At 61.8% G+C, this 17,959-nt stretch carries 16 protein-coding genes and 1 pseudogene; 15 read left to right on the forward strand and 2 right to left on the reverse strand.

Annotated features, from left to right (window positions below; genetic code table 11):
* Nucleotides 1–7: 7 nt before the first annotated feature.
* From odhB to MUU54_RS15485, 4 genes and pseudogenes are all read left to right on the forward strand, one after another.
* On the forward strand, nucleotides 8–1,255 hold the full coding sequence (gene odhB, locus MUU54_RS15470) for a 2-oxoglutarate dehydrogenase complex dihydrolipoyllysine-residue succinyltransferase (protein ID WP_247244933.1): 1,248 nt from the start codon (nucleotides 8–10) through the stop codon (nucleotides 1,253–1,255).
* A 15-nt stretch (nucleotides 1,256–1,270) separates the two neighbouring features.
* Nucleotides 1,271–1,684, forward strand: a complete 414-nt coding sequence (locus MUU54_RS15475; RefSeq protein WP_247244934.1) for an MAPEG family protein — start codon at nucleotides 1,271–1,273, stop codon at nucleotides 1,682–1,684.
* Between the two features lie 30 nt (nucleotides 1,685–1,714).
* A complete protein-coding gene (gene lpdA, locus MUU54_RS15480; RefSeq protein WP_247244935.1) occupies nucleotides 1,715–3,121 on the forward strand; it encodes a dihydrolipoyl dehydrogenase in 1,407 nt (468 codons plus the stop codon).
* 115 nt (nucleotides 3,122–3,236) lie between these two features.
* Nucleotides 3,237–3,750 (forward strand): annotated as a pseudogene (locus MUU54_RS15485) (cytochrome b).
* On the opposite strand, the gene MUU54_RS15490 reads toward MUU54_RS15485, so the two are convergent.
* Both MUU54_RS15490 and MUU54_RS15495 read right to left on the reverse strand, forming a co-directional pair.
* On the reverse strand, nucleotides 3,731–4,819 hold the full coding sequence (locus MUU54_RS15490) for a TraB/GumN family protein (protein ID WP_247244936.1): 1,089 nt from the start codon (nucleotides 4,817–4,819) through the stop codon (nucleotides 3,731–3,733). The pseudogene MUU54_RS15485 and the gene MUU54_RS15490 sit on opposite strands and share 20 nt — an antisense overlap.
* Before the next feature lie 77 nt (nucleotides 4,820–4,896).
* Complete coding sequence (locus MUU54_RS15495; protein ID WP_247244937.1) at nucleotides 4,897–5,832, reverse strand: tyrosine recombinase XerC; 936 nt, start codon at nucleotides 5,830–5,832, stop codon at nucleotides 4,897–4,899.
* 137 nt (nucleotides 5,833–5,969) lie between these two features.
* Here MUU54_RS15495 and MUU54_RS15500 point away from each other — a divergent pair, with 137 nt between their 5' ends.
* The 11 genes from MUU54_RS15500 (at nucleotide 5,970) to MUU54_RS15550 (ending at nucleotide 17,956) form a co-directional block, all read left to right on the forward strand.
* Nucleotides 5,970–6,872, forward strand: coding sequence for a lysophospholipid acyltransferase family protein (locus MUU54_RS15500; RefSeq protein WP_247244938.1), 903 nt, complete (start codon nucleotides 5,970–5,972; stop codon nucleotides 6,870–6,872).
* A gap of 63 nt (nucleotides 6,873–6,935) precedes the next feature.
* The gene (locus MUU54_RS15505; RefSeq protein ID WP_247244939.1) at nucleotides 6,936–9,155 is read left to right on the forward strand and encodes a primosomal protein N'; all 2,220 of its coding nucleotides are present in this window, start codon (nucleotides 6,936–6,938) and stop codon (nucleotides 9,153–9,155) included.
* Nucleotides 9,156–9,209: 54 nt separating this feature from the next.
* On the forward strand, nucleotides 9,210–9,593 hold the full coding sequence (locus MUU54_RS15510) for an AGROH133_08824 family phage infection protein (protein ID WP_247244940.1): 384 nt from the start codon (nucleotides 9,210–9,212) through the stop codon (nucleotides 9,591–9,593).
* A gap of 248 nt (nucleotides 9,594–9,841) precedes the next feature.
* On the forward strand, nucleotides 9,842–10,408 hold the full coding sequence (locus MUU54_RS15515; protein ID WP_247244941.1) for a F0F1 ATP synthase subunit delta: 567 nt from the start codon (nucleotides 9,842–9,844) through the stop codon (nucleotides 10,406–10,408).
* Nucleotides 10,408–11,937, forward strand: a complete 1,530-nt coding sequence (atpA, locus tag MUU54_RS15520) for a F0F1 ATP synthase subunit alpha (RefSeq protein ID WP_247244942.1) — start codon at nucleotides 10,408–10,410, stop codon at nucleotides 11,935–11,937. The genes MUU54_RS15515 and atpA overlap by 1 nt, the downstream gene beginning before the upstream one ends.
* 34 nt (nucleotides 11,938–11,971) lie before the next feature.
* Nucleotides 11,972–12,850 carry a F0F1 ATP synthase subunit gamma gene (locus MUU54_RS15525; RefSeq protein WP_247244943.1) on the forward strand — a complete coding sequence of 293 codons (879 nt, stop codon included), beginning with the start codon at nucleotides 11,972–11,974 and terminating at the stop codon, nucleotides 12,848–12,850.
* Nucleotides 12,851–12,873: 23 nt separating this feature from the next.
* Nucleotides 12,874–14,316: a F0F1 ATP synthase subunit beta gene (atpD, locus tag MUU54_RS15530; protein ID WP_247244944.1), complete on the forward strand. Its 1,443-nt coding sequence runs from the start codon at nucleotides 12,874–12,876 to the stop codon at nucleotides 14,314–14,316.
* Nucleotides 14,317–14,386: 70 nt separating this feature from the next.
* The gene (locus MUU54_RS15535; protein ID WP_247244945.1) at nucleotides 14,387–14,794 is read left to right on the forward strand and encodes a F0F1 ATP synthase subunit epsilon; all 408 of its coding nucleotides are present in this window, start codon (nucleotides 14,387–14,389) and stop codon (nucleotides 14,792–14,794) included.
* A gap of 100 nt (nucleotides 14,795–14,894) precedes the next feature.
* Entirely contained in the window at nucleotides 14,895–15,788 is an 894-nt protein-coding gene (locus MUU54_RS15540) for a LysR family transcriptional regulator (RefSeq protein ID WP_247244946.1), read from the forward strand.
* 135 nt (nucleotides 15,789–15,923) lie between these two features.
* Nucleotides 15,924–16,403: a formate dehydrogenase subunit gamma gene (locus MUU54_RS15545; protein WP_247244947.1), complete on the forward strand. Its 480-nt coding sequence runs from the start codon at nucleotides 15,924–15,926 to the stop codon at nucleotides 16,401–16,403.
* Nucleotides 16,400–17,956 (forward strand): formate dehydrogenase beta subunit, encoded by a 1,557-nt coding sequence (locus MUU54_RS15550; protein WP_247244948.1) that lies wholly within the window; start codon nucleotides 16,400–16,402, stop codon nucleotides 17,954–17,956. Before MUU54_RS15545 ends, MUU54_RS15550 begins: the two co-directional genes overlap by 4 nt.
* The last annotated feature ends 3 nt before the right edge of the window (nucleotides 17,957–17,959 follow it).

The following is a 17,959-nucleotide window of genomic DNA, read 5'->3' on the forward strand; positions in this document are numbered from 1 at the left end:
ACAGATCATGGCCACCGAAATCCGCGTCCCTACCCTCGGCGAGTCCGTCAGCGAGGCAACCGTCGGCACCTGGTTCAAGAAGGTGGGCGACACGGTCAAGGCAGACGAGCCGCTGGTTGAACTGGAAACCGACAAGGTCACCGTCGAAGTACCGGCACCGGCATCGGGCGTCCTTTCCGAGATCGTCGCCCAGAACGGTGAGACCGTTGGGCTGGATGCCCTACTCGGCCAGATCAGCGAAGGTGGCGCCGGTGCAGGCACGGCAGCTCCTGCCGCCAAGCCGGCTGAAGCCGCCGCTCCGGCTAAGGCTGAAGAGCCTGCAGCGTCGGCTGCACCTGCCGCCGCGGGTGGTTCTTCGATGCCTCCGGCTCCGGCGGCTGCAAAGGTGGCTGCAGACAACAACATCTTCACATCCGACGTCGAAGGCTCCGGCAAGCGCGGTCAGGTGCTGAAGGGTGATGTGCTGGCGGCTGTTGCCAAGGGTACGTCTGCGCAGGCAGCCGCTCCGGCGGCTGCCCCGGCTGCACCGCGCCCGGTCTCCTCGGCCGACGACGCAGCGCGCGAAGAGCGGGTGAAGATGACGCGCCTGCGCCAGACGATTGCCAAGCGCCTGAAGGACGCGCAAAACACCGCCGCCATGCTGACCACCTATAACGAGGTGGACATGAAGGCGGTGATGGACCTGCGCACCAAGTACAAGGATGTCTTTGAGAAGAAGCACGGTGTGAAGCTCGGCTTCATGGGCTTCTTCACCAAGGCCATCACCCATGCGCTGAAGGAACTGCCCGCGGTCAATGCGGAGATCGACGGCACGGACATCATCTACAAGAACTACTGCCACGTCGGCATGGCCGTCGGTACCGACAAGGGCCTCGTCGTCCCCGTCATCCGTGATGCGGACCAAATGTCGATTGCCGAGATCGAGAAGGAACTTGGTCGTCTCGCCAAGGCTGCCCGTGACGGTTCGCTGAGCATGGCCGACATGCAGGGCGGCACCTTCACGATCACCAATGGCGGCGTCTACGGATCGCTGATGTCCTCACCGATCCTGAATGCCCCGCAGTCGGGTATCCTCGGGATGCACAAGATCCAGGAGCGCCCGGTTGTGGTTGGCGGCCAGATCGTCATCCGCCCGATGATGTATCTTGCGCTCTCCTACGACCACCGGATCGTCGACGGCAAGGAAGCCGTAACCTTCCTCGTTCGCGTCAAGGAAAGCCTGGAAGATCCCGAGCGCCTGGTCCTCGACCTCTAAGCACGGGAGAGCAGCATGGAGCTTGCTTCGGCGGATGCCACCTATCTCCTGACGCTGCTTTCGCTGAGCGTCGTCCTGCTGCTCGTCCATATCGGGCTGCAGGGCATGCTGGCCACCAAGGAACTCGGCTCCGCATGGAATGCGGGGCCAAGGGATGAGGGGCGGGAACCCCAGAGTGCGCAGGCCGGTCGTGCGGCCCGCGCGTCGAAGAACTTCCAGGAAACTTATCCCGCCTTCGTCGGCCTCCTGCTGGGACTCGCCTTTGCCGGCGACACCTCCGGCATCGGGCTCATCGGTGCCAGCCTCTGGCTGGTGGCGCGGGTCATCTACATCCCGCTCTATCTCAGCGGTATCCCCTATATTCGCTCGCTCGTCTGGCTCGTCAGCATCGTTGCTCTCCTGATGATGATGTTCGGCCTGTTCGCCTGACCCGCGGGGCTCAGCAAGAAGGATTTCTCCATGGCTTATGATCTCGTCGTAATCGGAAGCGGCCCCGGCGGCTATGTCTGTGCGGTCAAGGCAGCTCAGCTCGGGCTGAAGGTTGCGGTGGTCGAGAAGCGCTCGACCTATGGCGGAACCTGCCTCAACGTCGGCTGCATTCCCTCCAAGGCACTACTGCACGCCTCCGAGATGTTCCATCAGGCCGCTCACGGCATGGATGCACTCGGCGTCGAGGTTGCCGCCCCCACGCTCAACCTCGACAAGATGATGGCGCACAAGGATGCGACGGTGAAGTCGAACGTCGATGGCGTTTCCTTCCTCTTCAAGAAGAACAAGATCGACGGCTTCCAGGGCACGGGCAAGATCGTCTCGGCGGGTAAGGTTTCCGTCACCGGTGAGGACGGCAAGGTACAAGAGCTCGAGACGAAGAACATTGTGATCGCTACCGGCTCGGACGTTGCCGGCATCCCGGGCGTTAATGTCGAGATTGATGAGAAGGTGATCGTCTCGTCCACCGGCGCTATCGCGCTGGACAAGGTGCCGCAGAACCTGGTGGTCGTCGGCGGTGGTGTGATCGGCTTGGAGCTCGGCTCCGTCTGGATGCGCCTTGGTGCAAAGGTCACGGTCGTCGAGTACCTGGACAACATCCTGGGCGGCATGGATGGTGAAGTCTCCAAGCAGTTCCAGCGGATGCTCGCCAAGCAGGGCATGACGTTCAACCTCGGCGCCAAGGTCACCGGTGTTGAGAAGAGTGGCGACGGCGCCAAGGTGACCTTCGAGCCCGTGAAGGGTGGTGAAGCGCAGACGATCGATGCGGACGTGGTGCTAATCTCCACCGGCCGCAAGCCCTATACTGCAGGCCTCGGGCTGGAAGAGGCAGGCGTCGCCCTCGACGCTCGAGGCCGCGTCGAGATCGACGGTAAGTTCAAGACCAATGTCGAGGGCATCTACGCCATCGGCGACGTGGTGAAGGGGCCGATGCTCGCCCACAAGGCGGAAGACGAAGGCGTTGCCCTGGCAGAGATCCTCGCCGGTCAGCACGGCCACGTGAATTACGACGTCATTCCCGGGGTTGTCTATACGCAGCCGGAAGTGGCCTCCGTCGGCAAAACCGAAGAGGAACTGAAGGCCGCGGGTATCGCCTACAAGGTCGGCAAGTTCCCGTTCACGGCGAATGGCCGTGCTCGGGCGATGCTCGCCACCGACGGCTTCGTCAAGATCCTCGCCGACAAGGAGACCGACCGGGTGCTCGGCGGCCATATCGTCGGCTTCGGCGCCGGCGAAATGATCCACGAGATCGCGGTACTGATGGAATTCGGTGGTTCTTCGGAGGACCTGGGCCGCACCTGCCATGCGCATCCGACCATGTCGGAAGCGGTGAAAGAAGCTGCCCTCGGGACCTTCTTCAAGCCGATCCACATGTAGAATCGCAAAAACAGGATTAAATCTTCTTCATCTTCCAGGCCGCAGCTTGCCAGCCAAGCTGCGGCCTTCATCGTTTGCGAGCAACTGCTGTTCAAGACCGAGGAAAGGCGAGACCATGGCTTCCGACACCGTCTCCTATTCCGCATCGCAACGCATCCTGCACTGGCTGGTCGTCCTGCTTGTGTTCTTCAACCTTCTGCTCCCAGACGGCAGGGAGAAGTGGAACGACGCCGTCGAGCACAGCGGCGCAGCAACGGCCGAGCAACTGGCGAGCGCCAGTCTCCATGCCTATGCCGGGATCGCGTCTTGGTGCTGACGCTCTGTCGCCTTGTGTTGAGGCTGACGATGAAGAGGCCGGCGCTACCGACCCAGGAGCCGCCACTTTTTCGCTTGGCGGCAAAGATCGCCCATATATCCTGCTTTATGTGCTGACGATCGCGCTCCCCTTCACCGGCATCGGCGCTTACTACTTCGGGAACGAGCAGGCGGGTGAGATCCATGCCAGTCCGCTGAAACTGCTTCTGTGGCTGGTGATCGTCGCTCACGTGCTCGGGGTGCTGGTTCACCAGTTCTACTGGAAGACCCATGTGCTCCGGCGAATGACGGTGGCTAGCCGTCCATGCGTGTGACGGTGAAGCCCTGCCGGCGCAGGAGCTCGATCAGACCCTCTTTACCGGGCAGGTGCAGTGCCCCGACTGCGACGAAGACACCGCCATCTGCAAGGATCGGTTCGGCACGTTCGGCCATGCGATGATTGCGTTCAGAGATGACGGCAGCTTCGAAAGCGGCGTAGGCGCTCTCGTCTTCGCCACTATGGGTCGGCGTGAGCGCCTTCAGGGCGGGGATCGTCATGCCGGTTTCGCCGTTGAGGTAGAGCTGGGTCATCGTTTCGACGACGTCGTCCATTTCGTCGCCTAGCCTCACCGTCTCGACGAGCGCCTGAAGGTGGAAGTCGATTGGCATGGCGGCCATCGCTGAAAGTTGCTCTGCAAGCGTCTCCAGACCCATTACGGGCTTGCCGGCGGCCACCGCGTCCTCTGCAATCCGCTTGTCGAGAAATACTGCATTTCCCGCGTTTCGAGCGGTCTCACAGGCAGAGCTGGCGACGAAGCCTGCCAGCATCCAGGGCTTCATCCGGGAGATGGACGACAGAGTGAGACCGCGCTTCTTCAGTCCGTCTTCCAGGACCTCGCGATCCTCCGGTGACAACAGCGTCTCGATCGAGTGCCCGTCGGTGAACATGGTGAGCTCCGGCTTTGCCAGGATAGCCGCCATCGCCTTCTTCTCGTCGAGGATCTCGTCGGCCTCGATGACGATCGTGCGTGAGGAGGCGTGTGCCTCGGCGGCCCCCGGCGGCATCCTGAGGACGCGCGGATCCGTCACGTGCATGGTGCCGAGGAGATAGGAGGGCGCAATACCTGGCCGCTCGATTTTCCAGAACAGCCCTTGCCCGTTGGGGGCCGCCCGGCCCTCCTCCAGGACTGCGGCGTAACGCTGCGGATCCTCCTGCTCCAGTTTTGCCAGCAGATCTTCGCCGCGACATTCGGCGGCGGCCGACGCGGGAGAGATTGCAGACAGGATCAGCAGCAGCGACATCAACACCAGGAGGTGAAGCCCAGCCAAGAGCCAGAGCAAGACCTCGGACAACCGGCGCAGCAGTCGTACAGGCAGCAGGGGGAAGGAGGACTGGCTGATCATGGGTTCTCTCGACGATTTACGTAGACCTTAGTCGCCGTGGCATAGACGGCAGATTAAGAACCATGGTTAAGGCAATCCTATGCCCTCGGATGCGCACGATCATAGACCTCCAGGAGGCGAGCGGAATCGACGCCGGTGTAGACCTGCGTCGTGGAGAGGCTGGCGTGACCTAGCAGCTCTTGAATCGTGCGCAAATCGCCGCCGCCTGCCAGAAGATGTGTCGCAAAGGAATGGCGGAGGGCATGCGGCGTCGCCGTATCCGGCAGGCCAAGAGCGCTGCGCAGCCCCTGCATGGCTCGCTGGATGATCGCGGGCTGTAACGCACCTCCACGCGCGCCTCGGAAAAGGACGTCGCCTTCAGAGAGCACGTAAGGGCAAAGCCTCCTATAGGCATCCACGGCCTCGTGGACGGCCGGCAATAGCGGGACGATGCGCATCTTCCCGCCCTTTCCCGTGATGCGCAACGAGGTCGCATGGGGGAGGATGTCTGCCGGGGTCAGTCCAAGCGCCTCAGAGATGCGGAGCCCGCATCCGTAAAGGAGCGTCATCACGGCGGCATCCCTTGCCGCAATCCAGGGCGCGTCGTGGAGCTGAGAAGCGGCTGCCGTGACCGTTACGGCTTGCCGATCGGTCAGCGGCTTCGGCAAAGACTTGCCTTGCTTCGGCGCTCGGATGGCGCCCGCCGCCGCCGCATTCACCAATCCCTGGCGCTCCAGGTGGCGCAGAAAGGATCTGAGCCCAGCGAGGTGGCGGCCCAAGGAACGGTTCCCTGACCCCTCTCGCCGCCGGGTCGCAAGGAAGCCGCGCAGGTCCGCCGTCCGCAACGTATGCAGATCGCGAAGCGTGGTCGGCCCGCCGAAGTGCCCGGTTAGGAAAGCGAGGAACTGCCGTGTATCACGCTCGTAGGCGTCCAGCGTGTTTGACGAAAGGCGGCGTTCATTGCGAAGGCTGGCCAGCCACTCCTTTCGCTTCTCCAGTACCTCGGGCGCAGCGATGATGAGCAGCTCGTTCACGTGGTGCCTATTGAATTGATTCAGCAATCGACACAGATTGCTTCAGGCGGCGTTACGAATCGCTAAAGATCTAACGTTGTCATTGTTCGATCACACGGGACTGCGATATAGCCCCAATCCTGGCTGCAGGAGTTTGTATGGCGCGCCGCGATTCAATGTCCCCGCTGGGACATTTTGCCGAAGCAGTTTCCCTCGTTTCGCAAGGTAAACCCGGTCACATCGTCGACACCCTCATTGCTGAGCGGGGTGAGCGGATTGTCAACCATCCGCTGTGGCCGGTGATGAGGCCGTTCCTTTATACGCTGCTTCGCTATGATCGGGCGATAGAGTTTGCCAACGATATTGCGGCCCTGCCCGGGCTGCAGTCATTCGAGTATCTGAGCAACATCCTGAAGCTTGATGTGCGCGTGACGAATGCCGAGCGGATCCCGGCATCCGGCGGCTTCATCCTCGTCAGCAATCACCCGACCGGGATCGCCGACGGCCTCGCCGTCTTCGACCTCTTGAAGAGCACCCGGCCGGACATGATGGTATTCGCTAACCGGGACGCGATCCGGGTCAATCCCCGCTTCGCCGAGATGATCATTCCGGTCGAATGGCGGGAGGAGCACAAGAGCAAGCTTAAGACGCGCGAGACGCTTGTCCTGACCAATAAGACGGTAGAGGACGGCAAGGTCATGGTGCTGTTTCCCTCAGGGCGTATCGCCTATTGGGAGAACGGCAAACTGAACGAGCGTCCGTGGAAGACGTCCGCGGTGGGGCTTGCGAAGAAATACAACCTGCCGATCCTGCCAATACACATGCGTGCTCGCAATTCAGGCCTCTTCTACTGGTTCGCCAAGTGGTCAACCGAGCTGCGTGATATGACCGTGTTCTACGAGCTGCTCAACAAGAAGGGTAATCGGTTTGACGTGACGGTCGGGCAGATGATCCAGCCGGAGCAGTTGGAAGGCGACCTCTCTGATGTGACCAAGGCGATCGAGAACCATACGGTCTTTGAACTCGCAGCCGACAGCGACGCAGTCTTCACCAATCAGTAGCAGTCTTAACTGGACGAAATCTCCGGTTTCCTTTTGTTCCGCTTCGGGGCAAGGTCCCGCCGCATGAGCGCAGATTCGACCAATCTCTTTGGCGCGCTGTTCGACACACCGCCGGTCAGACAGGTTGTTCCTGTCCTGGTGCCACTACCGGCGCCGGGTCCTTACAGCTATGCCGTGCCGGAAGGCATGCATGTCGAGGCGGGCTCCGTTGTGCAGGTTCCACTCGGTCCCCGTCAGGTGATCGGCGTCGTCTGGGACGGCGACAATGACGACAAGCTCGATCCGAAGAAACTGCGGCCGATTACGCTCGCTTTCGACTGCCCGCCGCTGTCGGCCGAGATGCGCCGCTTCATAGAGTGGGTCGCAGGCTACACGCTGTCGCCGCCGGGGCTGGTGGCGAGAATGGCGATCCGCGCGCCTGCTGCACTCGAGCCGGAGCCGATGATCGAAGGCCTTCGTTATGTGGGCGGTCAGCCGGAGCGGATGACGCCGGCCCGGGCGAGGGTTCTTCAGCAGGTCGACGAGGACCTACCGTGGACCCGGATGGGCCTCGCGCACGCTGCGGGTGTCTCAACGAGTGTCATCGACGGGCTGACACAGCAGGGGCTGTTCGAGACCGTCTTCCTTCCTCCGCCGCCGGTCGTGGCGAAGCCGGACCCTGACTATACCGCACCCCGGATCGAGGGGCCGCAGAAGGAGGCTGCTCGCGAAATCGTGGATCTCGTGAAGCAGGGCGGATTCTCGTCATCGCTGATTGATGGCGTCACAGGATCGGGCAAGACGGAGGTCTATTTCGAGGCAATTGCGGAGACCTTGCGGCAACGGAAGCAGGTGCTGATCCTCTTGCCGGAAATCGCCCTGACCTCCAGCTTCCTGGAGAGGTTTCAGGATCGCTTCGGCGCAAAGCCGGGGGAGTGGCATTCGGATCTTTCGCCCCGAATCCGCGAGAAGGTCTGGCGGGGCATCGTCACCGGCGAGGTGCAGGTGGTCGCGGGCGCGCGCTCGGCGCTTTTCCTGCCGTTCGAGAACCTCGGCCTCATCATCGTAGACGAAGAGCACGACCCTGCCTACAAGCAGGAGGACCGGGTCTTCTATAATGCGCGCGACATGGCGGTGGTGCGGGCGCGCATCGGCGATTTCCCAGTTGTGCTTGTGTCCGCCACGCCGTCGGTTGAGAGTCAGGTCAATGCTCAGGCGGGGCGGTACCATCTCGTCCATCTGCCGACCCGTTTCGGCGAAGCGGCCCTGCCGGATCTTCATCTCGTCGACATGCGGCGTCATCCGCCAGAACGCGGCGGCTTCCTTTCACCGGTGCTGCTGCGCGCCATCGGCAAGACGATCGAACGCGGCCAGCAGTCGCTGCTTTTTCTCAACCGGCGAGGCTATGCGCCGCTGACGCTCTGCCGGGTCTGCGGTCATCGCTTCCAGTGCCGGCAATGCTCCAGCTGGCTTGTGGAACATCGGTTCCGTAACCAGATCCAGTGCCATCAGTGCGGCTATAGCGAACCCACGCCGGAAGCGTGCCCCGAATGCGGAACGTTCGATCATCTTGTTGCCTGCGGGCCAGGGGTCGAACGCATTGCTGAGGAGGTGGAGAGGCATTTTCCGGACGCCCGCACGATCGTGATGTCCTCCGATCTGCTGGGGGGGGTGAAGCGTTTGCGGCTGGAGCTGGAAGCCATCGCCAGGGGTGATGCCGACATCGTGATCGGCACCCAGCTGGTGGCGAAGGGTCATAACTTTCCGCTGATGACGCTGGTGGGGATCGTTGATGCGGATCTCGGCCTGGCGAACGGCGACCCCCGGGCGGCGGAGCGGACGTTCCAGCTGCTGAACCAGGTGACCGGCCGTGCAGGACGAACCGGCTTGAAGAGCCACGGCCTGCTTCAGACATACCAGCCGCAGCATCCGGTGATGCAGGCGATCGTCTCCGGCGATCCAGGCGCCTTCTACGAGCGAGAGATCACGGAGCGGGAACGGGCGATCCTACCACCCTTTGGGCGGCTTGCTTCCGTCATCGTTTCGGCGGAGACGCGTGCGGATGCAGAAGCCCATGCCCGGGCCTTGCGTGCCGCCGCTCCGCCTGTCTCCGGGATCTCCGTGCTTGGACCGGCAGAAGCGCCACTTGCCCTTGTGCGGGGACGACATCGATTCCGGCTTCTCGTCCATGGTCGCCGGACGTCGGAGATGCAGGACTTCCTGAAGAAGATGGTGTCGCAGGGGCCGAAGGTCAGGGGGACAGTGCACGTCCAGATCGATATCGATCCGCAAAGCTTCCTTTGAAAAACTCTTTGCCGCTGGTAATCGAGCGGTCACACGATGCAGCAGGAGAGACCTTTGGAACTGTATTTCCCGGCAGAGCTACCCGAACAGCTGGCCTTCCTTTCGGCACTCGCCGTGGCGGTCTTCGGTCTCTTGGCGCTGCTCTTTCCTGCGCCTGTCCTTCGGGCCGGCGGCTTTGTCACCGGTCAGATCGCCTCGGAAGGGTTTGGCGCCACCCGCTCCGTGGGAGGACTGCATCTGGGCCTCGGCCTTTCGGCGCTCGCGCTGGCGCAGGATTTCACCTACCTGATGCTGGGAAGTGCGCTCGCTCTGGCGGCGTTCGGACGGATCCTCTCGCTTCTTCTGGACCGCGGCCGCACTGCACGCAATGTGCTGGTGCTCGTTCTGCAGGTCGTGCTGGCGGCACTGCCGATCGGCTATGTCTTTGGTTATTTGTGACGGGGTCGGATACCAGCGCCGGCGGGATTTGTCGCGACTTCGTCATAAAATCGGTTCAAGCCCTTGGAGGCAAGGCGTTTTAGCCTATCTGCCGTGTTGCGAGTCCCTGGATCCTATGCTAGACGAACCGCGAAAGTCTGAAGGGGCCAGCGAAAAAGCTGGTTGATTTCAAAAAATAACAAATGATCGCAAGAGCTTAGCGATCTCCCGCAAGGAGGTCCGGCGCTTGATGACAATCAAGGGAAACTGTGCCCGTGGCTGACACGTCCCAGATGATTTCCGGTGTAGCAGAGCGCTATGCATCTTCGCTTTTCGAGCTCGCCGTCGAGGCTGGTTCGATTGACGCCGTGGGTGCGGATCTCGATCGGTTCCAGGCCATGATGGACGAAAGCGAAGACCTGCGCCGGCTCGTCCGGAGCCCGGTCTTTGCCGCCGACGAACAGGTGCGTGCGATTTCGGCTGTCGCCGACAAGGCCGGCATCCGTGGCATGGTCGGCAACTTCCTCAGGGTTGTTGCAGCCAATCGTCGTCTTTTCGCTCTTCCCGGTATGGTCCAGGCATTCCGCCAGATCGCTGCCGCTCATCGCGGTGAAGTTACGGCCGATGTGACGTCCGCTCACGCGTTGACGCCGGCCCAGGAACAAGAACTCAAGTCGGCGCTGAAGGGCGTCACTGGCAAGGACGTGGTCGTCGCCGTCAAGGTCGATCCCTCACTCCTTGGTGGTCTGATCGTCAAGGTCGGGTCGCGTCAGATCGACACGTCTCTTCGCACCAAACTTTCCACCCTTAAGCTTGCACTGAAAGAGGTTGGCTGATGGATATCCGCGCCGCGGAAATTTCCGCAATTCTGAAAGATCAAATCAAGAACTTCGGCCAAGAGGCTGAGGTTTCCGAAGTTGGCCAAGTGCTTTCCGTTGGTGATGGTATCGCCCGCGTCTATGGTCTGGACAACATCCAGGCCGGCGAAATGGTCGAGTTCCCGGGCGGCGTGCGCGGCATGGCCCTCAACCTCGAAGCCGACAACGTCGGCGTGGTTGTCTTCGGCTCCGACCGCGAGATCAAGGAAGGCGACACCGTAAAGCGGACCGGCGCCATCGTTGACGTTCCAGTTGGTCCGGAACTGCTCGGTCGCGTCGTCGACGCGCTCGGCAATCCGATCGACGGCAAGGGCCCGATTAATTCGACCCGCCGTGCGCGCGTCGACGTCAAGGCTCCCGGCATCATTCCGCGCAAGTCGGTTCACGAGCCGATGTCGACGGGCCTGAAGGCTATCGATGCCCTGATCCCGGTTGGCCGTGGCCAGCGCGAGCTCGTCATCGGCGACCGCCAGACCGGCAAGACCGCCATCATTCTCGACACCTTCCTCAACCAGAAACCGATCCACGACAACGGCCCGGACAACGACAAGCTCTACTGCGTGTATGTTGCCATCGGCCAGAAGCGTTCGACCGTTGCTCAGTTCGTGAAGGTCCTGGAAGAGCGCGGCGCTCTGCAGTACTCGATCATCGTTGCAGCAACCGCTTCCGACCCGGCTCCGATGCAGTACCTCGCGCCGTTCGCCGGCTGCGCCATGGGCGAATACTTCCGTGACAACGGCCAGCACGCCCTGATCGCATACGACGACCTTTCCAAGCAGGCCGTCGCTTACCGTCAGATGTCGCTGCTTCTGCGCCGCCCGCCGGGCCGCGAAGCGTATCCGGGCGACGTTTTCTACCTGCACTCGCGTCTTCTCGAGCGCGCTGCAAAGCTCTCCGACGAGCGCGGCGCCGGTTCGCTGACGGCTCTGCCGGTCATCGAAACGCAGGGTAATGACGTTTCTGCCTTCATTCCGACCAACGTCATCTCGATCACCGACGGCCAGATCTTCCTCGAGACCGACCTGTTCTACCAGGGTATCCGCCCGGCCGTGAACGTTGGTCTGTCGGTTTCGCGCGTCGGTTCTGCCGCACAGGTCAAGGCGATGAAGCAGGTTGCCGGCTCGATCAAGGGCGAGCTTGCTCAGTATCGCGAAATGGCTGCGTTCGCGCAGTTCGGCTCCGACCTCGATGCCTCGACGCAGCGCCTCCTCAACCGCGGTGCACGCCTGACGGAACTCCTGAAGCAGCCGCAGTTCTCGCCGCTGAAGACGGAAGAGCAGGTTGCGGTGATCTTCGCAGGCGTCAACGGCTACCTGGACAAGATCCCGGTTGGCGATGTCGGGAAGTTCGAGCAGGGTCTGCTGACCTATATGCGCTCCGAAGGCAAGGATGTTCTCGATGCGATCCGCACCGAAAAGGCCCTGTCGGACGACGTGAAGGCAAAGCTGAAGGCGGCGCTCGACGCCTACGCCAAGTCCTTCGCCTGAGACCGAACACTAACCCCTAGGGGACCGATAACGGATGCCTTCACTTAAGGATCTGAAGAACCGGATCGCCTCCGTCAAGGCGACGCAGAAGATCACCAAGGCGATGAAAATGGTCGCCGCGGCGAAGCTGCGCCGTGCGCAGGAGGCGGCCGAGGCTGCTCGTCCCTACGCGGAACGCATGAACAAGGTGCTGGCGAGCCTTTCGGCCGCCAACGCCGGCAACGCAGAGGCTCCCTTGCTTCTGTCGGGCACCGGCAAGGACCAGGTTCATCTTCTCGTAGTGGCCACGGGTGAGCGCGGCTTGGCCGGCGGCTTCAACTCGTCCATCATTCGTCTTGCCCGCGAGCACGCCCTCAAGCTGCTGGCACAAGGCAAGACGGTGAAGATCCTGACCGTCGGACGCAAGGGCAATGACATCCTTCGCCGGACGTTCAAGGAGAACATTGTCGACTACGTCACCTTCCGCGAAGTGAAGCAGCTCAGCTTCGCCAACGCCGATGATGTCGCGCGTCGCGTTCTCGAGCTTTACAGCAAGGGCGAGTTCGACGTCGCAACGCTGTTTTATGCACGGTTCCAGTCGGTCATCGCGCAGGTGGCAACCGCACAGCAGATCATCCCGGCGAAGTTCGACGACGCCGAGGCTGCGAATGGATCTGCGGCGCTTTACGAATACGAGCCGAGCGAAGAGGAAATCCTCGAAGACCTTCTGCCGCGCAATGTCGCCGTGCAGATCTTCCGGGCTCTCCTCGAGAACAACGCATCCTTCTATGGCGCGCAAATGTCTGCAATGGACAATGCAACGCGCAATGCCGGTGAGATGATCAACAAGCTGACGCTTTCGTACAACCGCCAGCGTCAGGCGCAGATCACCAAGGAACTCATTGAAATCATTTCGGGCGCGGAAGCGCTCTGAGATAAGGAAAGAGGGTAAGAATAATGGCTATCGCAGCTACCCTGGACGCCGGCACCTCCGTCGGCAAAGTAACGCAGGTGATCGGCGCTGTCGTGGACGTCTCCTTCGACGGCGAACTGCCGCCGATCCTGAACGCGCTGGAAACCGAGAACAACGGCGTCCGCCTTGTTCTGGAAGTCGCACAGCACCTTGGTGAAAACCAGGTCCGCACCATCGCCATGGACTCCACCGAAGGCCTCGTTCGCGGCCAGCAGGTGAAGAACACGGGCGCTCCGATCTCCGTTCCGGTCGGCGAGCAGACGCTCGGCCGCATCATGAACGTCATCGGCGAGCCCGTCGATGAAGCCGGCCCGCTGGACACTAGCGCTCTTCGCGCCATCCACCAGGAAGCTCCGGCCTACGTCGAGCAGTCGACGGAAGCGCAGATCCTTGTCACCGGCATCAAGGTTGTCGATCTGCTTGCTCCTTACGCCAAGGGCGGTAAGATCGGCCTCTTCGGGGGCGCCGGCGTCGGCAAGACCGTTCTCATCATGGAACTGATCAACAACGTCGCAAAGGCGCACGGCGGCTACTCCGTGTTCGCCGGCGTCGGCGAGCGTACGCGTGAAGGTAACGACCTTTACCACGAAATGATCGAGTCCGGCGTGAACAAGCACGGCGGCGGCGAAGGCTCCAAGGCTGCCCTCGTCTACGGCCAGATGAATGAGCCTCCAGGTGCGCGCGCGCGCGTCGCCCTGACAGGTCTGACGATCGCTGAAGACTTCCGCGACAAGGGCCAGGACGTTCTTTTCTTCGTCGACAACATCTTCCGCTTCACCCAAGCGGGTTCGGAAGTGTCGGCTCTGCTCGGACGTATTCCTTCGGCCGTTGGTTACCAGCCGACGCTCGCGACCGACATGGGCGCGATGCAGGAGCGCATCACGACCACGACCAAGGGTTCGATCACCTCGGTTCAGGCCATCTATGTTCCGGCCGACGACTTGACCGACCCGGCACCGGCAACCTCATTCGCCCACCTGGACGCAACGACGGTTCTGTCCCGTTCGATCGCCGAAAAGGGCATCTACCCGGCCGTTGACCCGCTCGACTCCACGTCGCGCATGCTCGACCCGATGATCGTCGGCGAAGAGCACTACGACGTCGCTCGTAAGGTCCAGACGACGCTGCAGCGCTACAAGTCGCTGCAGGACATCATCGCCATCCTCGGGATGGACGAACTGTCTGAAGACGACAAGCTGACGGTTGCTCGTGCGCGTAAGATCGAGCGCTTCCTGTCGCAGCCGTTCTTCGTTGCCGAAGTCTTCACCGGTTCGCCGGGCAAGCTGGTTGCTCTCGAAGACACGATCAAGGGCTTCAAGGGTCTCGTCAACGGCGAGTACGATCATCTTCCGGAAGCCGCCTTCTACATGGTTGGTTCCATCGAAGAGGCCATGGAAAAGGCAAAGAAGCTGGCAGCTGCTGCCTAAGCTCTTTCAAAGCGGGCGCGCCGTGAAAATGGCGCGCCATTGCACGCAACACGTGAAGAAGTGAACCGACATGGCTGACGCCTTCAATTTCGAACTCGTTTCTCCGGAGCGCCTTCTCCTGTCGGAAAAGGTCACCGAAGTCGTAATCCCGGCGACGCTGGGCGAGATGACGGTTCTTGGCAATCATGCGCTGACGATGACCACCATCAGGCCGGGCGTCGTCACGGTGAAGCTGGCCTCGGGTCAGGAGAGCAAATACGTCGTCTTCGGCGGTTTCGCCGACATCCTGCCGACCGGCTGCACGGTTCTGGCCGAATCGGCTCTGCCGCTGTCGGACGTGACGCGGGAAACGCTGCAGGCGCGCATCGAAGCAGCGCAGGCGGATGCCGGTGCTGCGACGGATCACGAGCACAAGACCAAGCTCGAGCAGTATCTGAATGAGCTCACTAACCTGAACGGTGCAATCCTGCCAGCGTAAATCTGATTGAGATGCATTTCTTGAAGGCGGCCTCTGGTCGCCTTTTTTGTTGCCTTCTTGGCAGCGGCTTGCTGTTCTCTGCGCAAGGGAGCAGACACTCATGATCGACAAGCTGGAGTTCTTTATTACGCTCGCGCGCGAAGGTCATTTCGGCCGAGCCGCGGAGGAAAGCGGCATATCGCAGCCCTCCCTCTCCGCAGCGATCCGGCAGCTCGAGGATCACCTGGGCGTCGTGCTCGTGGTGCGCGGGTCCAGATACCAGGGGCTGACCCCGGAAGGCCAGCGCGTTCTGGAATGGGCCAAGCGGATCGTCGGCGATGCAAGGACCATGCGCGAAGAGATGCGCGCAGCCAAGACCGGTCTCTCAGGCCATATCCGCCTTGCTGCCATCCCCACCGCTCTTGCAATGATCCCGCGCCTGACGGAGCCGTTCCAGGCGAAGCATCCTGATGTCACCTTCTCCGTGGTCTCCCGAAATTCGCTGCAGGTCTTGAGCCAGCTCGACAATTTCGAGATCGATGCCGGCATCACCTATCTCGACAACGAGCCGCTGGGGAGAGTGACAAGCGTGCCCTTGTATGCAGAGCGATACACGCTGGTGACGGCCGAAGGGACACCTTACGCGGATCGCGACTCCGTGACCTGGCACGAGATGGCCGACGTTCGGCTTTGCCTATTGACCCCGGACATGCAGAACCGGCGCATCATCAACCAGCATCTTGCGGACGCGGGCGTGACGGTGAAGCCGACTCTGGAATCAAACTCGATGGTTGTGCTCTTGTCGCACGTAGGGACTGGCCAATGGGCGAGCATCATGCCGCGCAACGTGGCAAAATCCTTCGGATTTGCAAAGCAGATCAGGATGATACCGATCGTCGAGCCGGAGGCGAGCCATATCGTCGGGCTTGTCGCCACGCACCGAGAACCATTTACGCCTCTCGTCTCCGCACTTCTCCATCAGGCACGTGCCCTTAAACCTACCGATCTGGTTTGATAGGTTTTTTCTATCGCGTAACGAAACACCTTTATTGACCGCCCGCAGGCCGAGATTCACACTGTGCATACAGTGGACGCGTAGACGCGTCGGAAGGATGCAATGGGATTGCATCCTTCAGCGGGAGGCTTAAATATGAATGTGCACGTGGCCGGCGGCATCTATGCCGAGCGCGCTCTTTCGATCATTCGAGAGCGCAAGCATCTCGAAGGACCGATGCTGCCGATCCTGCATGCTATGCAGCACGAGTTCGGATTCATCCCGGAAGAGGTGAAGCCGGTGATCGCCGACGAGCTCAATCTCTCGCGCGCCGAAGTTCATGGCGTCGTTACGTTCTACCACGACTTTCGTGATGCGCCGGCTGGGCGGCACACCTTGAAGCTCTGTCGGGCCGAAGCCTGTCAGTCCATGGGCGCTGACGCGGTAGCCAATCGCGTGCGGCAGTTGCTCGGGATCGATTTCCACCAGACGACGCTGGATGGTGCGGTCACACTGGAGCCCGCCTATTGTCTCGGACTGTGCGCCTGCGCTCCGGCAGCCATGCTCGATGACGAGGTCTATGGTCGCGTCGACGCAGACTGTCTTGCCGAAATTGTTGCGGAGGTGCGCCGATGACCGTCATGATTTTCGTACCCCGCGACGCGGCGGCACTCGCGCTTGGCGCCGACAAGGTTGCGGATGCCATCTCACGGGAAATTGCCGCCCGCGGCATCGATGCCAGGATCGTGCGCAACGGCTCGCGTGGCATGCTTTGGCTCGAGCCTCTGGTCGAGGTGCGGACAAGCGAGGGCCGGGTCGCCTATGGGCCGGTGAAGGCGAGGGACGTGCCCGGTCTCTTTGAGGCCGGGTTCCTGACCGGTGGCGCGCATCCTCTCTGTCTCGGGCTGACGAAGGAAATTCCCTTCCTTCGTCAGCAGACCCGCCTGACCTTCGCTCGATGCGGCGTGACCGATCCCCTCTCGCTGGATGACTACCGCCAGTATCAGGGCCTCAAGGGTCTGGAGCGGGCGCTCTCGATGACCCCGCCGGAAATTGTGCAGGAGGTGACCGACAGCGGGTTGCGCGGTCGTGGCGGCGCAGGCTTCCCCACCGGCATCAAGTGGAAGACGGTTGCCGATGCCCCGGGCCCGCAGAAGTACATCGTCTGCAACGCCGACGAGGGCGATAGCGGCACCTTCGCCGACCGGATGATCATGGAGGGCGATCCGTTCGTGCTCATCGAGGGCATGATCATTGCTGGTCTCGCCACGGGCGCGACGAAGGGTTACCTCTACACCCGTTCCGAATATCCGCACGCCATCCAGACGATGAACGAGGCGATCGAGATTGCACGCGGCGGGGGCTTCCTCGGCCCATCGGTCATGGGGTCCGGTCATGCGTTCGACATGGAGGTCCGCGCCGGCGCCGGCGCCTATGTCTGCGGCGAGGAGACGTCGCTTCTCAATTCGCTCGAAGGCAAACGCGGCATCGTCCGGGCCAAGCCGCCGCTTCCGGCGCTGCAAGGCTTTCTCGGCCGCCCGACAGTCGTCAACAACGTCATTTCGCTCGCCTCGGTGCCCGTCATCATGGATCGAGGCGCCGCCTTCTACCGCGACTTCGGCATGGGCCGGTCGCGCGGGACGATCCCGATCCAGATCGCCGGCAACGTCAAATACGGTGGATTGTTCGAAACGGCATTTGGGCTGACGCTTGGGCAGATTGTCGAAGAGATCGGCGGAGGGACCGCAACCGGACGTCCGGTGAAGGCTGTGCAGGTCGGTGGGCCGCTGGGCGCCTACTTCCCACGGGCTCTCTTCGACACACTATTCGATTATGAGGCGTTCGCAGCGAAAGACGGACTGATCGGCCATGCGGGCGTGGTCGTGTTCGACGAGACGGCCGACATGCTGAAGCAGGCGCGCTTCGCCATGGAATTCTGCGCGATCGAAAGCTGCGGCAAGTGCACGCCCTGCCGCATCGGGTCAACCCGCGGCGTCGAGACGGCCGACAAGATCGCTATGGGCATCGAGCCGGAGAAGAACAAGGCGCTGCTTGCAGACCTCTGCAACACGATGAAGTTCGGCTCACTCTGCGCCCTCGGCGGCTTCACGCCCTATCCGGTGATGAGCGCGATGAAGCATTTCCCGGACGATTTTGCTCCAACACACCTCGTTGAAGCGGCGGAGTAAGAA

The organism is Pseudorhizobium tarimense (assembly GCF_022968135.1).
GTDB classification, from domain to species: domain Bacteria; phylum Pseudomonadota; class Alphaproteobacteria; order Rhizobiales; family Rhizobiaceae; genus Neorhizobium; species Neorhizobium tarimense.